Here is a 17,804-nt window from a genome sequence, read left to right as displayed (position 1 = left end):
TTCGATGAGGACGACCCAAGACAGGGTTTGAACGTCATCGTGGGAGGTGATGGCAGTCGGTGCGCTAAGTCAATAAACGTATCTCAGAAAACGCTTGAAATCGAAAGTGAAAAAGCCCGTGGGGCGGGCGCAAATTTCGTTGACACGCGTTCTGCAGAAACGTATACTCCGTCAAGAGCCTCACACTTCACAGGAATTGGAGTCCATGAGGTCACGGTACGGAATTTCATGAAGGAGCGCCCCTTGCCAGAGACCACTCACGAAGTACGATTCGTCGCTCTGTTGTCGTATCCATCACTCCGCAGGAGGAATGCATGAAGAGTTTGAAGTTCGCTAGCATCGCCTTGACTACGGCAATGGCCCTCGCGGCCTGCTCGCAAGGCCCGACGGCGCCGAGCACCGGCACTGTCGCCGTTGATTTCCAAGGCGACCTGAACAATGTCTCGGTTCCGGTTTCCGCTTTTACCACCATTCCCAACAGCATCACCGGTTCGGTCGACGACGGCGAGCAGTTTACGGTTCCCGCTGGATCGTACACGTTCACTCTCCCGGCCCAAATCGTCGTCGGTGGCGTCACGTACGTTCGTGCGAACGGTGAGACGGGAACGGACACCGTTACGGTCGTTGCCGGCCAGTCCTCGACGGTCTCCCTCAACTACGTTCGTCAACAAAACAACACGACTACTGGTACGCTCGCTACGACCATCACCGGCGTGACCGGCGTGACCGTGAGCGGCACTTTGACCTCCACGTCCGCTGGTTCGCAGCCCCAAACGATTACCCTCGGTACCCCGGTGGCCAATCTTGCGCCGGGCACCTACACCTTGACGGTAGCCAATGTCGCCTCGGGCGGCACGACGTACGCTCCGGCGCAAACGTCTTACCCCATCACCATCACGGCGGGTCAGACGACGACGCAAAACATCGTCTACACGGCACAGCAAAACAACCCGGTCAACAACGCGAACATCGCAATCGTTCTGACTGGCGTGTCAAGCACGAACGTCACCATTCGCACGACGGGTACAACCCCTACCACCGTGTTCCAAGGCACGGCGGGCACGGGCTCGGTCATTCCCGTTCCGGCTGGCACCTATGACGTTGTGGTCGATCAGACCGTCAACGCTGGTGGCGTGCAATTCACGATCCCGCAAGCCAACGCCACGCGTCGCGTGACGGTGGTCGCCAACGGCACGGCGAGCGCGGCGTTCGACTACACGCGTACCGTCACGCCCGGTCAAGTCATTACCGGCATTACCCTCTCGTCGGTCACGGACGCCGAAGGGGTCGCCTTGCCCCTCGTGCCCGAGGTTAACTCGAACAAGAACGTTCAAATCGGCGCCAGCCAAACCGAAGAGTCCGTTTTTGTCACAGCGCGTGTGACGGGCGCCAACGGCCCCATCGCCAACGCCGTGTTGTTCGTCGACCCGCAATACAGCGCCCTGAGCGGCACTTCGGCCACGGTCATCCCAGGGCACGTGCGCGTTAATGACAACGTAGCGACGCCGCTGAAGACGCAAGCCGTGGGTGGCCCGGTCCAAATCGTCACAGACGCCAACGGAATCGCGCGCTTCACGGTCTACGCGGCGAACGGTCGCCTCGAGCCGGTCGGCGGTAGCAACGACCCCATCACGGGCACGATCAGCGACATCGTCAAGTTCGTCGTTTCGGGCGCGACGGTCGGCTCGGACGGTTCGGTCACGCCAGGCGCGGCGCTCACCGAGTTCAAGATGTTCTTCCAGAACATCAGCCACCTCTACGCCTACAACGACTTCGTTGACGGCAGCGCCGGCGACGACGACTCGGGTCTCTTCCAAGCGACCGGTCGCCGCACGGGCACGACCATCCAACTCGGCCGCGCCGCGTTCCGCCCGACCGAAAACCGCGAAGCGTATCTGCAAACGGCCTTCTACCAAAAGCAGCCCCAGGACGGACTGTTCGTCCCGACCCTGCCCTTCCGTAGCAAACTCCCGCAAGTCGCACAACCGGGCGACACGACCGACGACGGCATCATCGATGACGTTCGCACTGGCTACGTCGTCTACCAACTCAACAACACCACCAACTACTTCTTTAGCGGTGGCTGTGACTACACCGCAGTAAGCGCTACCGGAACGGGTAATTTCTCGAACTTCGCGAGCTCCGGTCAGTTCATTCCGTCTGGCGCCTTCAACACCAATCTCAACGGTGCGTCGAACACGGGCTACTGCGTGGACGTGGACGGCAGCGGCGTAACGCTCGGTGTGACGAACAGCACGGACCTCAACGTCATCAACAACTTGCCGGGCGCCCAAATCGCCGCGAACGTCACGGCGACGTATGTGTACACGCAAGACTTCGGTAACACGACGTACGCGTTCCCGCTCAAGAGCTACAACGCGACGCGTACGCTCTTCGGGGCGGCCCTCGACATCGTTAAGAGCGGCCCTACGGTCATCACGTGGGCGGGCTCGAACGCCAATCGTGACGACGTCACGCTGCCCGCGACCGGCTCGGCCGCCAAGAACTACACGTACACGATCACCGTTCGCAACACGAACGCGAACCCGATTACGAACGTCGTTGTCACCGACGAACTCCCGGCGGAACTCGGCTACGTCAGCAGCCCGGCAGGTGGAACCTACGACCCCGTCCTGCACGAAGTCACCTTCACGCAGACGCAAGTTCCGGCGCTCGCTTCGCTCGCCGCGAACGACAACGCTCCTGGCGGCGCCGACGAAGTAACGCTCACCGTCACCGTCTACCCGCGCCACAAGCCCGGCTACGTCTGGAACGACAACAACCAAGATGGCGTTGTGGACGGCCTTACAGGCAACGGCGCGTTTGGCGATCGTCGCCCGATCCTCACTCGCGAGTACAACGACCCGTACCAAGTCACGAACAGCGTCGTCGTCACCTCGGCGGAAGCTGCGGAAGATCGCGCCGACTTCGACATCAACGTCGTGCGTCCGTTCATCGCCATCGACAAGCGCCAGATCTCCCCGAGCGGCACGCTGCGCCTGAACGACCAAGTCACGTACCGAATCACGGCCAGCAACATCGACCGTGCGACGCTCGGTGACTCCGGCTACGCCGCGCTCAAGAGCAGCCCGCGCACCGCCGCCGACTACCTCAACGAAATGACGGCCTACTCGGCGCGCATTGTCGACTCGTTCGGCACGCAAATTGACTACGTCAACTCGAACCTTGCGCCCGCTACGGGTCCGATCACGCAGAACCCCGGCTCGGTCAACCTCAACGACCGTACGGTTACGTTCGACCTCGGCAACCTGGCGCTCGGTCAAACTCGCACGGCGACCACCTCGTTCCGCGCGAATGAGACGGGTGTCTTCGACGACGTCAACTGCGTCCAGCTCTTCGCGAACAACCTCAACCAGCGCATCAACATCCCCCTCGCGGCTGGCGAAATCGTTCGCGACGCGTACCCCTTCTACAACGTGTCTCCTGCCGCGATCGGTGGCCTCTTCACCGAGCGTCTCTCGCAACGCGTCGAGCCGGACAGCTTCTCCCTGCCGCAGACCACGCGCCCCGGCGCTCGCCGCACCGTCCTCAACGGCGCGCCGAACTTCCTCGCCGACTGCGCCGACGTCGAAGTCATCGCTGGCCCCTCGTTCGACACGGAACTCAGCGATAACGCGCCTGACGCCGCCGGTGATGTCTTCACGCTTACAACGGGCGATGCGGATCTCATCAATGAGTTCAATCCGGGCGATAACTACTACAAGAACATCCGCTCCAACCCCGAATCGAGCCCCCTTGCGGAAGTTTTCGGCAACGTCAACGCCGAAGTCTTCCCGATTGGTGGCACGTTCGAGTACAAGATCCGCCACGGCAACTACGGCGACGGTCCGGCGACGAACGTTCGCATCACCAACGCTCTGCCGCGCGTTGCGACGTACTCCAACATGAACGTCGTCCTCGTCAACGGCGTCGAGCGCACGGGCACGGGCACCCCTGTCCTCGCCGACTCGCTCGACCTCGATGGCGCTGGCTCGGGTATCCTCAGCGGCGCTCCCGGCCAAGTCATCACGGTCAACGTGGCGGCTGACGGCAGCACGCAAGTGAACGCCAACTTCCTCAACCCGGGTCAAGAACTGCTGTTCGAGTACGTCGTGGAAGGCCGCGTCGCCGGCGACGACGACGCTCGCACGACCCTCGACTTCGAAGAGAACACTACGGGCGGCCCCCTCCTCAAGGCGGAGCCGACGACCGTTCGCGACAACCTGCCGAGCACCGTGGCGTTCTTCAACGTCGCGACGGCAGCTGCCGATGTTGACGGTACGGCCGATAGCGAACTCGATCGTCCGGTGGCGTCCACCACGACCTTCAACATCACGGGTGCGGTTGACCAGTTCGGTCTGCCGTTCAACGGCACGGTCGAAGTATCCTCCAACAACCCAGCCTTCGACTTTACGCCCGCCACGTCTGCCCTGACTACCACGCAACTCGTGACACTCACCAACGGCACGGGCTCGTTCAGCGTCACTTCGCTCACCCCTGGTAGTGGTCAGATCTACGTCAACGGCTCGGGCGCGGCTGCGTACAATGCGGTTACGAACCTCATCAACTTCCGGCCGGTGCTCACCTCGACGACCATCGTCGACTCGAACAACGCCACGGTTGCCGGTTCGGTTTCGGGTGGCCTCAACAACTTCACGGGTCTGACGCCCACGAACACCTACACCTTCACGGTGCAAGCGTACGTAGATGTCGACGGTGTCGCTGGGTACAGCGCGGCGAACGACTATGAGATCCTTGCGGCGGACCAAGTGAAGCTGGACGCGGTGCTCTCAGTGCCCGCGGGCTACGCGCAAGGTGAGCCGGTCGGTCTCAACCTCGGCAACAACTTCTTCGCGATTCCGTCCTCGACGGTTGGCACCGTCACGAACAGCGCGACCTCGGGCAAAGTGACCTTCACCTTCCGTAACACGTCGAATGTCTCGAACATTGCCAACGACATCACGTTCTTCCCCGCGACGAGCGGCAACGTGGTGGCGCCGACACAAACGGAACCCACGCTCCGCCTCTTCTTCAACAGCACCCCGATCATCATCTTCCCCGGCTTCTAAGCTTCGAAGAGATCGAGCTGGACTCGGAGAACCCACCTGAGGGTGGGTTCTCTTCTTTGTTAGTGCTCGCGTCTGAAGGTCGTTCGAACGCGCTAATATTCATGCATGCTTCAGGCTTCCCGTCCGCCCGTGAGCGTTCGTCCGCTCATACCCGACAATTACGACGCCTACTTGACATTGCTGCAGCAAGTTCGCCCCGAGGCACGAACGACGAAGGATCGGCTTGCCGAATTATTGGGTGGTCCGTCAACGCGTGGAGTTCCTGGTGTGTCATTGCTGATTCAAGAAAAGAAGCTGGTTGGGGCGTTTGTGCTTGACCGGGCGCACTCTACCAGCACGGTCTCGGTCGACGTTCTGCTGCATCCTGGTGCCCGGACTGCGGAGTACCAGAGCATTTTATTCTCGGAACTCCTCACCGCCGCACGCTGGGCGCGAGCCCGAGAATTACGTGCACGCGCGCCCGTCGGCTCGTGGGAGGAGAGCTTCTTTCATCAGCACGGATTTCAATCAAATGTGTCTACGTACGAGGCCGTACGTGCTGTAAAGGCGCCTGAGCCCGAGCGACTTGTCGCAATTGCTCGGCGTGGGGATGCACAGGGCTACCGTTGCTACGTGACACGGACATTGCCTGAGAAGTACCGTGCTGAGTTCAATCGCCTAGTAATTGCAACCATGCGGGACGCGACGCGTGATCCTGATGACCGGCGGGCGCGTGCTCTGCTGGACGCTTGGTACACCTTGCGGCCTAAGGAGCGATTGTACCTGTTCGTCGGTAAAGAGTCGGAAATGGTTGCCGCCTCAATCATGCGGATATTGACCCGTGAGAATCACTTGCGCTTCGAGGGCCAAGGCGTACTCTCATCATCGCGTGGTACGGGAGCGCTCAGTGTAATGGCGCTCGGCATCTACCGTTGGGCAGCCTTCCAAGGATACGAGTCTTTGCATGGCGCAGTTGATGCCAACAATTTACCTATGCTGAACATCATTGAGACGCTCGGATTCAACTTGCAGCCCAGCACGCTGACGTTCGCACTGCAAGTACCACCCCTGTCTCCTCAAGGCTGACGCGCTATATGAATGGATCTCAAGATTCACTTCTTGTTCGTCCTTTGGCTCCGTCCTTGTTCGAGGCGTTTCTGCGATTGTCGCGAGAGGTTGACCCCGGCGCTTCCTTGACCGATCGCGGGCTCAACGCGCTGTTATATCGCCAACTCCCTGGCATCGTGTCCGGTGGTCTAGTCGTGCAAGCGGGTCAGGAACTTCTCGGCGGGTGCCTCTTCGAGTCGGCAGGAGTCGATCTTCCGATTGTTCGGGTAAGCGTATTCTTGCGCGAGGAGGCTCGCGCGAACCCCCCTGAAGATCAATTGTTCCGAGCCTTGTTGGCCGAGTTGCAGGCTCGGTCGATTCGTACGCTGCAGGCAGCTGTTGATCCTGCATCATGGCAAGAGGCGTTGTATCGGCGCCGGCACTTTGCAGTGACATCCGAGCTGTTCGAACACCGCCGACATGTCATGGCGCCCCTGTCGCAAAAGTTCGAGCAAAGCGCCGACCAAGCAGATGCGAGCGGCTATCGAGCATTGATAGGAATGCCGGACGCCGCGTTGCAGCAAGAGTTTGTCGCGTTGCTCGTGGCGTCGCTTCGAGAAGCGACTGGAGAGGTGAACTCCGCACGAGCACAAGTGACAATCTCGTCGTGGTATCGCCTTGCCAAGCAGGACCGGGTTTCGGCCTACGTCTTGAAGGCCGACGGACGCCTCGTCTCGGCAGCTGCGCTGATCCGCAAAGAGCCCAGGACACTGCACTATGTGACAGTAGGAACTGCTCCCGAGGAGCGCAACAGCGGCGTGAACAGCCTTCTACGAAGAAAGGTGCACCAGTGGGCAGCGACGCACGATGTCGACGTGTTGTCCGGCGTCGTCGCTTCGACAAACACGCCCATCATGAACATTGTTCGTGCCTTGAATTCGACGCTGCTTCCCTACGCTTTGCACTTCGAGCTCAATTTGTCATCGAACGCGTCGACCTGATGACGTTATCATGCCGTCATGACGAGTCGGAAGTATTTCGGCACCGACGGGGTAAGATCGGTCGCCGGTGAATTCCCGTTGACGTCCGCGTGGGTCATGCAACTTGGCGCGGCGGCAGCGGAAGTGTTGAAGGCGGAAGGTGGACGCCCCACCGTGGTGATCGGGAAGGACACACGGCAAAGCGGTGACATGCTCGAAGCCGCCCTGGCAGCCGGTCTGACAGCTCGGGGCGTGAACGTCGTTCACGTCGGCGTGCTGCCCACGCCGGGCGTCAGTTACCTCACGCGGCATTTGGGCGCGTCGGCGGGCGTCGTGATCTCGGCGTCTCACAATCCGTATGAAGACAACGGAATCAAGTTCTTCGGCGCCAGCGGTGAAAAGCTGTCCGACGAATTGGAGGCGCGCGTCGAGGCGATGATGGACTCGCTGGCGGACTTGCCTCCCATCACGGGCATCGCCCTCGGAAGCGTCACGGACTACACGGAGGCCGAGCGGCTGTACGTCGACTTTCTGCTGTCTCTCGCTCCTGACTTGTCGGGCCTGCGCGTCGCGATGGACTGCGCGAACGGCGCGGCGTACCGCGTGGCGCCCAAGGTATTTCAACGGGCGGGCGCGGACGTCTTCGCGGTGTTCACGACGCCTGACGGGAAGAACATCAATCGGGGGTGCGGCTCGACGCACCTCGACACGCTGGCGAAGCTCGTGCGTGAAGGTGACTTCGATCTCGGCGTGGCCTTCGATGGCGACGCCGATCGGGCGCTTTTCGTCGATTCGCGTGGAAACGCCGTGCACGGCGACCACATGCTGCTGCTCGGCGCGCGGGCCCGCCGTGAGGAAGCCGTCGTCACGACGATCATGGCGAACATGGCGCTGGAAGTGAAGCTCGCCGAACTCGGCGTGCGGCTGGAGCGCACGGCCGTCGGGGATCGCTACGTCCACGAGCGCCTCAAGGAGCGTGGACTCACCCTCGGGGGAGAGCAGAGCGGGCACGTGCTGTTCCTCGACCTCAGCCCGACGGGTGACGGGGTCCTGACAGCCCTACAAGTGCTGCGGGCCTCCTTGGAAGCGGGCGTGAGCCTTGACGAGTTGTACGCCGAGCTCGTGATGTTTCCGCAGACGCTCGTGAACGTGCGCGTCGCCGACAAGCACGGCGTGTCGCAAGATCCGGAGGTGGCGTTGGCGGTGCGCGCGGCCGAGGACCGCCTCGCGGGTCGGGGACGCGTGAATCTGCGTGCCAGCGGGACGGAGTCGCTCGTGCGCGTGATGGTGGAAGGGCCGGACGAAGCGGAAATTCGCGAAATCGCGTCGTCCATCGCGGGCGTCATTTCATCGCGTGCATCGGTGGCGACACGATGAGGCTGGGGGGAACGCGTTGAAGCCCGCACAAGTCGAGGCGCAGCTCATGCGGGCGCTGTCGGGCGCGATCGCCGAGCTGCGTGATCCGCGCGTGCCGCTCATCGTGACGGTCGAGCGCGTTTCGGTCACGAGCGATTACGGCTTGGCGCGCGTGTACGTGTCGGCGCTCGGGGACATGAGCGGCTTGATGGAGGCCTTGGAGCAAGCGCGAGGTCGCTTGCAGCGCGAGGTGGCACGCACGGTGAAGCTGCGGCGCACGCCGATCTTGGAGTTCTACGACGCCTCGGAGCGTCTTTCGTGAATTTCTGGACGGTGCTGCGCGTTCGTTACGCGGAGACCGATCAGATGGGCGTCGCTCACCACGCGAATTATCCCGTGTGGTTCGAGTTGGGGCGCAGCGACCTCATGCGGGCGCTCGGCTTCAGTTACTCGGAAGTGGAGGCGCGCGGCTACTACCTCATGCTGTCGGGGTTGGAAGTGCAGTATCGCCGCGCCGCCTTATACGACGAGGAACTCGTGCTGCAAACGACGATTCACGAGGCGAGGAGCCGCAAGCTCGTGTTCGCTTACCGCTTGCTGCGAGGCGACGAGTTGCTGGCGACGGGAACGACGACGCACGTTCCGACCGACAAGGCGTACCGCATCGCGCGCATTCCGGAAGACATCCTGGCGTTGCTGCAGCTTGAAGCCTGAAGGAAAAGGCGGCCGGAAGTCGTTCCGGCCGCCTTCGTCAGGGGTGCGTTCAGTTCGGCGTTTCGCACCACGCGGAGTCGATGAGGGCGCGGACGTGCTGCGCTTCGCCGTCGATGAGCTCGCGCACTTCCTGCTCCAGCAATTTCAAGGCGCGGCGGTACGCTTGACGGTCGAGATCGGGCAGCCCTCGCTCGATGTTCCAGCGGCGCAACTCGGCGGCGAGGCTGGCGAGCTCGAAAGGATCGCCGCTCACGAGGATCTCGGTGACTTTGCGGTGACGAGCGGCCCACTGCCGAGGCAGATTGAGACGCCCTCCGCGCAGGCGGGCCAGGAGTTCGGGCATGTCGGCGCTCGTGAGGGCAGGACGCATGCCCGTGCCGTCGGGCGCGATGACGGGTACGAACGCTCGTGACGTCGAGTTCGGGAAGTCCACTTGGTAGTACGCGAGGGTGTCGTCGGCAACGCGGCGTTTGGAGATTCCGCTGACGACTCCGACGCCGTACGGCGGCAGGACGACTCGATCACCGAGGCTGTAACCGCTTTTTTTCACTTCCACGTTTATCCCACATCCCTTCGTATCGCGCGGCCACGAGGGTCGGCTGATGATTGACAAAACGCGAAACGGCTCGGCGAAAGCCGAGCCGAGTTGTTACCCGTAACGTATTTTGACTTGCTGAAGTGATCCGGTAATAAAAGGTTCCTGCGTCTCCCGAATGCGGTTCAGGGACTCGTCAGGAAGCACCGTTCAAGTCTAGCACCCGCCGCCGCTTCTGCCAACTTTCCCACACGCGTGTCAAGACTTTTGTGGATTGAACGAGGGCGGGTCGCTGCCCGGGAAGGTCTCTTCGAGCGCCTCGTCCACGAGCGCTTCCCTGAAAGCGCTGGGATCCTTGCTGAGCCAGCGGCTGGAGAGGTCGTCGCCCGAGCCGGACAAGCAGACTTCTTCGTTCGAGACATCCTTGACGAGCGACACGGGAACCCAGTGATGCGAGCCGTCCGAGCTTGTCTCGATCTCGATGTACTGGTCGCTCGACTCCACCACGCGCCCGATCGCTTCGGATTGCGAGTTGACGACGTTCATTCCGGGTCGGATGTTCATGGTTCGAGTTTAGTCGCGCTCGTCGCCGCGCGCTCTTCTCGCTTCCTTCATGCGCCCCGCGCGCTTCACGGCGTCGGAAAGCAGATACTCGATTTGAGCGTTGACCGAGCGAAGTTCGTCGGCGGCCCAACGTTCGAGCGCGTCGTACAGTTCGGGAGAGATGCGCAGCGCGAACGCCTTGCGCTTGGCACCCCGCCCGCTCGTGGATTCGTCCATGCTAGTACAAGCTGCCCGCGTTCACGACGGGTTGCGTGCCGCGCTCGGACGTGAGGACCACGAGGAGGTTGCTGATCATCTGCGCTTTGCGTTCCTCGTCGAGTTCCACGATCTTTTGATCGGAGATCATGCGCAAAGCCTCCTCGACCATGCCGACGGCTCCGGCGACGATGGTGGCGCGCGCCGCCACGATGGCGGCCGCTTGTTGGCGTTGCAGCATCGCCGAGGCGATTTCAGGCGAGTACGCGAGGTGGGACAACCGCGCCTCGACGACTTCCACGCCCGCGTGCGTGAGGCGCGACGAGAGTTCGACTTGCAGCGTCTCGGCGATCTCGTCGGCGCTGCCGCGCAAGCTCACCTCGCCGTCCTTGTGTCCGTCGTAGGGATAGCGACTGGCGAGGTTGCGCAAGGCGGTCTCGCTTTGGATGGCGACGAAGTTCTCGTAGTTCTCGACGTCGAAGCTCGCGCGCGCCGAGTCCACGACGCGCCACACGACGACCGCCGCGATTTCGATGGGGGAGCCGGAGTTGTCGTTGACCTTGAGGCGCTCGGTCGTGAAGTTGCGAATGCGCAGCGAGATGCTTTTGCGTGTCGTGAGCGGATTGGTCCAGTGCCAGCCGCCGCGCCGCTCGGTGCCGACGTAACGGCCGAACAGCGTCACGACCGTCGCCATGTTGGGTTGCACGATGAAGAAACCGGCGAGTAGGAACACGGCGAGCACGAAACTCGGGAAGGCGAGGACGAACTGTTCGTTCGCGACGGCTCCAATGCCGACTCCCGCCAGCGCGAGAATCACGACGAACATCGGGAATCCTGGAAGACTGAAGCTACGCCGCTCTTGCATGTCGTCACTCCTTCTAGGAAGACTTCGCTTCCATATCAAAGTGATATCACTTTGAGGCCGCGACGGTCAAGAATCGAGACAAGAAGGCGGGCACTCGATCGAGTGCCCGTCAAGCAGCGAAGACGCTCGGCTTACTCTGAAGCCGTGTCGGTGAGGCCCAGCGACGACTTGAGGGTGCTGGCGACCTTGAAGCGCACCTTCTTGCCCGCGGGAATCGTGATGCGCTCGTTCGTGCCGGGGCGCACGCCTTGACGCTCGGCCGTTTGCGCGACGCTGAACGTGCCGAGGCCGGGCAAACCGACGCTCTTGCCGCCTTTGAGGGACTCGGCGACGATGTCGAGCATCGCGGCGACCGCCTCGGAGGCCTGCTTCTTGTTGAGGGTCGTCTTTTCCGAGAGTCTCTCGATGATTTGGGTCTTGGCGATCTTCTCGCTCTTTTCGCCGCCCGCCTTGGCTTCCTTGACTTCCGGGGCCGCAGGGGCCGCCTTCGCGCTCGCCTTGCTGGTCTTGGACCCGGCCTTCGCACCACGCTTCTCTGCCATGTGTACTCCTGAAGGTCTTGAATTTTGAGCTGTGAAGCCGCTCATCTCGGACTATAACATAACTTCGCGTGTAGGACGGCGTTTTCCCAGTTCCGGCCGCACTCTTATGAGCAGACTGAGCTTCGGATGAGCGCATAATCGACAAGGAGACCATGCAAAACCTGCGACAAACACGGCAAAAAACTCGAGGGCGCCGGAATTCCTCCTCCTGGCGCCCTCTCACCGCCCACACATCGATTCGTGCGAATCAGCGCAGCTTGACCAGGCGCGACCGTCCGCTCAGCGCGTCGTACGTCCACAAGCGGCCCAATAGCGGCTCACCCATACCGGTCAGCACCTTCAACACCTCCACGGCCATCGTCGAAGCCACCACGCCCAACAATGGGCCCAGCACCCCGATCGTGTCGCAGTCGTCGCCGCTCGGCTGCGGAAAGACGTCACGCAAGGTACACGACGCGTCGAACACGCACGCCATGCCTTCGAACGCGCCCGCCGCTCCCCACACCCACGTCCGGTTCGCCGCCGCGCACGCGTCCGACACGAGATAGCGCGTCTCGAAGTTGTCCGACGCGTCCACGACGAGATCGTGCCCGGACACCCGCTCCGCGACGTTCTGTGCAGTCAGAGCGCCCGCCGTCTCGATTCGGACGCCGGGATTGAGGGCTTGCAAGCGCGCCGCCGCCACGTCCACCTTCGAGCGGCCCACGTCCGACGTCACGAACAAGAGTTGCCGCTGCAAGTTCGACAAGCTCACCTCGTCCGCGTCGCACAACGTCAACGCGCCCACACCCGCGCCCGCGAGGTACGACACCAGCGGCGTCCCGAGTCCGCCCACGCCCACCACGAGCACTCGCGCCGACCGAACGCGGTCGAAGCGGTCGGCGAAGTCGGGCAGCAGCAACTGTCGAGAGTATCGCTCGATCTCGTCGCGTCGAAGAGGCGTGCCAAGCGTCATACGGCGAGTCTAGAGCACCCACGGAGCCTTCGTTCGACATGACGCTCTCGCGCGCCCGCACCTGTCCGCTCGCATCTCCTACAATGACCTTCGTATGCCCGCTTTGCTCGGCGCGCTCGTCATCGCCATCGCCGCTTACCTTCTCGGTTCGCTGAGCTTCGGCATTCTGTACTCGCGTCTTCGAGGCGGCGACATCCGCGAACGCGATTTGCCCGGGGGCAGCGGCATCTACCGTCAGTACGGGCTCGCCGCCGCCATCCTCGTCGTCGCGCTCGACATGCTCAAAGGCGTGCTCGCCGTGCTCTTCGCCTACGCCGTCGCGCCCGACTTCACGTGGCTCGCCTGCGCCTTCGTCGTCCTCGGACACACGTACCCCGTCTTCTATCGCTTCGATGGCGGCGGCGGCATCGCGCCCCTGCTCGGCGCGCTCGCCGTCGTCGCTCCGCTGCCGCTGGCCGTCATGCTGATCGTCGCCCTCGCCTTCATGCCGCTCTACACGCGCTTTTTGCAGCCCACCTTCAAGATCTATCCCATTCCTGCCGCGACCGTCCTCGCCGTGCCGCTCGGCTTGCTGCTCGCCGCCCGCTTCGGCGGGGTGTGGGACTTGCTCGCCGGAGGGCTCGCGATGTTCGTGCGCGCCTTGCAGCTCCTTCGGAAGAAGCCCAAAGAATGACGCTCCCCATGACGATCCGTGTCCTTCGCACCCTCCTCGCCTTGCTGTTCGCCCTCGCGGGCCTCGCCGCCGCTCAAGTCGCCGTGCAAGATCACATCGTGCGCTCCGAAGGCGAGGGGCGAACGTGGTCGCGCACCTTCGAACGCGCGCTCGGGCCGCTCGTCGGCCCCGTCGACACCGGCGAGCGCGTCTGGATCGCCGCGGGACCGCAACTCTACGCTTTGTCGTCTCAAGGCGCGGTCTTGGCGCGCCTGCATCTTCCCGGCGAAGCCGTCGCGCTCGACGGCAGCGGCGGCGAACTGCGCGTCACCGTTCGCTACGGCGCCGTCAACGAAACGTTCGGCGTCGTGAACGACACCCTCGACGGCCGCGTCGTGTACCCACCCCTCGCCAACGTCACGAGTTCGCTCGAACGCGCCGCGCGCGAAGGGCTCTCCTTCGATCCGCGCCGCCCGCTCGACTCACGCGGCGCCGCCGCCTTGCTGCGCGAGCGCGCCCGCCGCGACCCCTCCAATCCTTTCACGCTCGCTTATCTGTCCGTCGCCGCGCGCAACGCCGGAGACGCCCAGTCCGCTCAAGAAGCGGCCGAGAGCGCCTTGCAGACCCGCGATCCCTTCTTCGTGCTCGTGCGCCTCGCGCGCTTTTTCGACTCGGTCGGCCAAAGCGCGCTCGCCGACCGCGCCCTCGACTTGGCACGGCAAAATGCCGCCGATCTCGGCTACGACCCCGCCTTGCCGATGAACCGAGCTGCCCTGCTCGCCTACGGCAATCCTCTCGGGTACCTCGACTTGCTGCTCGATCAGCAAAAGACGCGCCGCGCGGACGCGTGGATTCGGCACTTGCGCGTCCTCAGTCCGCGCTTCGAAGGCTACCGTGACGTGTACGCCCGCTACGCCGACGTGCTCGAAGCGCAAGGACGCGACGGCGAAGCCTTCGATTGGCGGCGCTTCTCCGACGAACTCTCGAGCGGCACGCCCTACAACCTCGGCCCGAACGCCCTGCTCGCCGTTCGTGATGTCGCCCGGCTCGCCACGCTCGCCGTCGTCGCGAGCCTTTTGGCGATGCTGCTGAGCTTCGGAGCGCGCGCATGGACGCAACAAGGCAAGGACCTCGCGCCGCTCGGAGGACGCTACCGCTCGTGGGCGCGCCACCCCTTGTCGCGTTTGCGCCGCATCCTGCTGTCGTACTGGGGCTTCGGCGAGAAGCTCGTCCTCGTGGCCCTCCTCGCCGCCCTGCTCGTCGTCCTGGGAGCGTGGACGTGGTCGAGCCGCACGTACGTTCGGGCGGGCACCGACGTCCTGAACTTCGGCACGTACGGCGGCGCGTGGTTCTACGACGGCCTCGAACGCCTCGGGCTCGACGTCGCCTCGCGTGAGGCGCGCTTCGTGCGTGGACTGGCCGCGCAACTCGACGACGACACGGCCACCGCCCGCGAGCAGTACGGCCTCGCCGGAAAAAGCGGCTGCAACCTCAACAACGTCGGCGTGCTTCTCGCGGGCGGCGGCGATCCCGCCACGGCCCGCGCCCGCTACCGCGACGCGCTCGCCCTGTCACCGAACCTCGTCGCGCCCGCGTACAACCTCGGACTCGAGCCCGGCGGCTTCGAAACGAACTTCCAGCGCGCGTACCGCGTGGGGCCGCGGCTGTGCTACCCCGACGCGCGCAGCGTCGGCGCGGCCGTCGACGGCGTCCTGACCGGTGAGATTCGCACGATCACCAACAACCCGTGGGCGTACCTCACGCGCTTTCCCAGCGGCTTGGCGCAACCCTTGCAGTGGGCTTGGGTCGGGCTGCTGCTCTTCGCGTGCGGCCTGAGCTTTTTGTGGCTTCTCGTGCCTCGCGTGCCCGGCTCGAAGGTCGCGCGGCGCCCGTGGCGCTACCGCTTGCTGGCCTTTCTCTTTCCCGGCGTGGCGTTCCTCGACGTCGCCTGGGGACTCGTGCTGCTGCTCGCGTGGGCGACGAGCCTCGTGGCGGGCGGCGCCACCCTCGGCCTCGCGCGCTTTCCGTACCTGCTCGACTTCTCGGGAGCGGGCGTGCGGACGACGCTGCTGCTCGCCCTCGCCGTGACGTACGGCCTCAACACCCTGCTGCTGCTGCTCGACGAGGTCGCGCACGTTCGCCGAGTTCGCGCGACGAGCGCGCGGGCGTGACGTTCAAGGCGTGCGCGTACGGCACGCGCACACCCACCACGAAGGGTGGCGCTCACGCAAAACCGCTTCCGCTCGGCGCGCGTCCTCGGCCGAGCGGGCCAGCGCGAAGCACGTCGCGCCCGAACCGCTCATCAGCGGACTCGAAAGCTCCGCCGCCACGAGGGCGTCCAACGCGACTCGAATGATCGGCACGCGCCGCTCGACCGGGCCTTGCAGCGCGTTGAAGTACGCGAGATCGCGCCCGTCGCTCAGGGCGCGCAAAAGCGCGGGCACGTCGAGCGGTTCCGTGAACGCCTCATCCTCGTCGAGCCAGCGGTAAGCGTCGCGCGCGCTGACCTCCACGCCGGGATTCACGAGCACGAGGGGCGTCGTCGGCACCTCGATCGGCGCGAGCTGTTCTCCGACGCCTCGCGCGACCGCCGCCGATTCCAGCAGGAAGAACGGGACGTCCGCTCCGAGCGACAGCGCCACGCCAGCGAGGTTCACGTTCGACGGATACAGCTTCGCGAGTGCCATCAAGGTGCTGGCCGCGTCCGACGACCCGCCTCCCATGCCCGACGCGATCGGAAGGCGCTTGTGCAGCGTGACGCGCGCTCCACCGTCGACCTTCGCCGCCGTCAGGTACGCCCGCGCGGCGCGGTAGACGAGGTTGCCTTCGTCCTCCGGAAGGCTCGCTCCCTTCACCCCGAGCTTGAGGTCGCCCGCTTCGTCCACTTCCAAGTCGTCGCCGATGTCGAGGGGCACCATGACACTGTGAAGCTCGTGGTATCCGTCGGGCCGCACGCCGAGCACGCTGAGGCCGAAATTCACCTTGGCGGGCGCGAAGACTTTCACGCGCTCGTCTCCGCGTCCCAAGCGACCGCGAGCGCTTCGGCGAGCGCGAGATCCGACGGCGTCGTCACCTTGAACAACCGCGCGTCACCCTCCACGAGCCGCACGGGGCGATCCAAGCGCGCCACGAGACTCGCGTCGTCCGTCGCCTCGAAGTCCTCTCGCCGCGCCGCCTCGTGCGCTTCCAAGATCAACGTGCGCCGAAACGCCTGCGGCGTCTGCACCGCCCACAAGCCCGCCCGCGACACGAGCTCGCCCCACGCGTTGTCCGCGCCGCGCACGAGGGTGTCCGCGACGGGCAACGCCACGGTCGCCGCGCCCTGCACGCGCGCGCCCGCCAAAACGTCATGCACCACCCGCGACGGCAGGAACGGCCGCGCCGCGTCGTGAATCAGCACGAAGTCCGCGTTCGTCGCGCGCAGCAAGCGCTCCACCGTTTCTTGACGCGTGCCGCCGCCTCGAATCACCCGCGCGCCTCTCGGAGCGTCCGATCCGTCCGGCGTCGCCACGACGACCTCGTCGACGTGCCCGCGCAACGCTTCCACGGCGCGCGCCAGCAGCGTCTTGCCGCCGACGGTCACGAACGCCTTCGGGCCCTTGCCGAGCCGCGTCCCCGAGCCCGCCGCCGGAACGAGCGCCGCGACGCTCACGATTCCCCCCAGCGTTTCATGCGGCCCGTCTCCAACCCGAACTGATCGAGCGCGCGCGTCGTCACGAACGACAACATGTCCTGCACGGACGTCGGGGCGTGGTAGAAGCCCGGGCTGGCCGTCATGATCGTCGCGCCCGCGTCGAAGGCTCGCAGCATGTTCTCCAGCATCGCCCTCGGCAAGGGGTCCTCGCGAATCACGAGAACGAGCCGCCGCCGCTCTTTCAAGGTCACGTGGGCCGCGCGGGAAACGAGGTTGTCGCCGAGGCCGAGCGCGATCTTGGCCAGAGTCGTCGCGCTGCACGGCACGACGATCATGCCGTCCGTGCGGTAAGACCCGCTCGCGACGCTCGCTCCGAGGTCACGGTCCGAGTGCGTCACGGACGCGAGCGCTTCCAAGTCCGCGACTTTCCCGCCGCCCTCGCTCGACAACACGCGCGCCGCGCCCGCCGTCACGACGAGGTGAGACTCGACCCCGAGCGTCCTCAGCGCGCCCAGGATGTCCACCGCGTACGGGATGCCGCTTCCGCCCGTCACGCCCACCACGATCCGCATCACGCGAAGTATAGGTCAAGCTCGCCGCCTCGTCGTTCGAGCTTCGCGCGGCGAGTGTGCGCCGAACGGGAATCTTCCCCGTCAATACGCCAAGTCGTCGATGCGCCAAGTAGCCGATGTGCCCGCGATGGACGGACGCCACCAT

At 64.3% G+C, this 17,804-nt stretch carries 17 protein-coding genes; 8 read left to right on the top strand and 9 right to left on the bottom strand.

What is annotated here, in order from left to right:
- The first annotated feature begins 314 nt into the window (after positions 1 to 314).
- The 6 genes from DES52_RS16960 (at position 315) to DES52_RS16935 (ending at position 9,145) form a co-directional block, all read left to right on the top strand.
- Positions 315 to 5,069 (top strand): DUF11 domain-containing protein, encoded by a 4,755-nt coding sequence (locus DES52_RS16960; RefSeq protein ID WP_110888021.1) that lies wholly within the window; start codon positions 315 to 317, stop codon positions 5,067 to 5,069.
- Positions 5,070 to 5,174: 105 nt separating this feature from the next.
- On the top strand, positions 5,175 to 6,134 hold the full coding sequence (locus DES52_RS16955) for a hypothetical protein (RefSeq protein ID WP_146237339.1): 960 nt from the start codon (positions 5,175 to 5,177) through the stop codon (positions 6,132 to 6,134).
- A gap of 8 nt (positions 6,135 to 6,142) precedes the next feature.
- A complete protein-coding gene (locus tag DES52_RS16950; RefSeq protein ID WP_110888019.1) occupies positions 6,143 to 7,096 on the top strand; it encodes a GNAT family N-acetyltransferase in 954 nt (317 codons plus the stop codon).
- 18 nt (positions 7,097 to 7,114) lie between these two features.
- Positions 7,115 to 8,452, top strand: a complete 1,338-nt coding sequence (gene glmM / locus DES52_RS16945; protein WP_110888018.1) for a phosphoglucosamine mutase — start codon at positions 7,115 to 7,117, stop codon at positions 8,450 to 8,452.
- A 16-nt stretch (positions 8,453 to 8,468) separates the two neighbouring features.
- Positions 8,469 to 8,753 carry a ribosome-binding factor A gene (locus DES52_RS16940; protein WP_110888017.1) on the top strand — a complete coding sequence of 95 codons (285 nt, stop codon included), beginning with the start codon at positions 8,469 to 8,471 and terminating at the stop codon, positions 8,751 to 8,753.
- Entirely contained in the window at positions 8,750 to 9,145 is a 396-nt protein-coding gene (locus DES52_RS16935) for an acyl-CoA thioesterase (protein WP_281268580.1), read from the top strand. The genes DES52_RS16940 and DES52_RS16935 overlap by 4 nt, the downstream gene beginning before the upstream one ends.
- 49 nt (positions 9,146 to 9,194) lie before the next feature.
- On the opposite strand, the gene DES52_RS16930 is transcribed toward DES52_RS16935, so the two are convergent.
- From DES52_RS16930 to DES52_RS16905, 6 genes are all read right to left on the bottom strand, one after another.
- Positions 9,195 to 9,695 carry a CarD family transcriptional regulator gene (locus DES52_RS16930; RefSeq protein WP_110888117.1) on the bottom strand — a complete coding sequence of 167 codons (501 nt, stop codon included), beginning with the start codon at positions 9,693 to 9,695 and terminating at the stop codon, positions 9,195 to 9,197.
- A gap of 243 nt (positions 9,696 to 9,938) precedes the next feature.
- Positions 9,939 to 10,244, bottom strand: coding sequence for a DUF2171 domain-containing protein (locus tag DES52_RS16925; protein WP_110888016.1), 306 nt, complete (start codon positions 10,242 to 10,244; stop codon positions 9,939 to 9,941).
- A gap of 9 nt (positions 10,245 to 10,253) precedes the next feature.
- Entirely contained in the window at positions 10,254 to 10,460 is a 207-nt protein-coding gene (locus DES52_RS16920) for a type II toxin-antitoxin system antitoxin (protein ID WP_110888015.1), read from the bottom strand.
- 1 nt (position 10,461) lies between these two features.
- On the bottom strand, positions 10,462 to 11,304 hold the full coding sequence (locus tag DES52_RS16915; RefSeq protein WP_110888014.1) for an SPFH domain-containing protein: 843 nt from the start codon (positions 11,302 to 11,304) through the stop codon (positions 10,462 to 10,464).
- A gap of 131 nt (positions 11,305 to 11,435) precedes the next feature.
- The gene (locus DES52_RS16910) at positions 11,436 to 11,846 is read right to left on the bottom strand and encodes an HU family DNA-binding protein (protein WP_110888013.1); all 411 of its coding nucleotides are present in this window, start codon (positions 11,844 to 11,846) and stop codon (positions 11,436 to 11,438) included.
- Positions 11,847 to 12,093: 247 nt separating this feature from the next.
- Positions 12,094 to 12,801 carry a HesA/MoeB/ThiF family protein gene (locus tag DES52_RS16905; RefSeq protein ID WP_110888012.1) on the bottom strand — a complete coding sequence of 236 codons (708 nt, stop codon included), beginning with the start codon at positions 12,799 to 12,801 and terminating at the stop codon, positions 12,094 to 12,096.
- 94 nt (positions 12,802 to 12,895) lie between these two features.
- On the opposite strand from DES52_RS16905, the gene DES52_RS16900 reads away from it, so the two are divergent.
- On the top strand, positions 12,896 to 13,474 hold the full coding sequence (locus DES52_RS16900) for a glycerol-3-phosphate acyltransferase (protein ID WP_110888011.1): 579 nt from the start codon (positions 12,896 to 12,898) through the stop codon (positions 13,472 to 13,474).
- A gap of 8 nt (positions 13,475 to 13,482) precedes the next feature.
- The gene (locus tag DES52_RS16895; RefSeq protein WP_110888010.1) at positions 13,483 to 15,624 is read left to right on the top strand and encodes a hypothetical protein; all 2,142 of its coding nucleotides are present in this window, start codon (positions 13,483 to 13,485) and stop codon (positions 15,622 to 15,624) included.
- Between the two features lie 3 nt (positions 15,625 to 15,627).
- Here DES52_RS16895 and DES52_RS16890 read toward each other — a convergent pair whose 3' ends face one another.
- The 3 genes from DES52_RS16890 to DES52_RS16880 are packed head-to-tail and all read right to left on the bottom strand — an operon-like array spanning position 15,628 to position 17,659.
- On the bottom strand, positions 15,628 to 16,458 hold the full coding sequence (locus DES52_RS16890) for a 4-(cytidine 5'-diphospho)-2-C-methyl-D-erythritol kinase (protein WP_110888116.1): 831 nt from the start codon (positions 16,456 to 16,458) through the stop codon (positions 15,628 to 15,630).
- Positions 16,455 to 17,105, bottom strand: a complete 651-nt coding sequence (gene ispD / locus DES52_RS16885) for a 2-C-methyl-D-erythritol 4-phosphate cytidylyltransferase (protein ID WP_110888009.1) — start codon at positions 17,103 to 17,105, stop codon at positions 16,455 to 16,457. The genes DES52_RS16890 and ispD overlap by 4 nt, the downstream gene beginning before the upstream one ends.
- Positions 17,102 to 17,659: a UbiX family flavin prenyltransferase gene (locus tag DES52_RS16880; protein ID WP_110888008.1), complete on the bottom strand. Its 558-nt coding sequence runs from the start codon at positions 17,657 to 17,659 to the stop codon at positions 17,102 to 17,104. Before DES52_RS16880 ends, ispD begins: the two co-directional genes overlap by 4 nt.
- Between the last annotated feature and the right edge of the window lie 145 nt (positions 17,660 to 17,804).

The organism is Deinococcus yavapaiensis KR-236 (assembly GCF_003217515.1).
Lineage (GTDB): Bacteria > Deinococcota > Deinococci > Deinococcales > Deinococcaceae > Deinococcus_A > Deinococcus_A yavapaiensis.
Note: the sequence above shows the minus strand (reverse complement) of the source record. Positions and strands in the feature narration are given on the sequence as shown.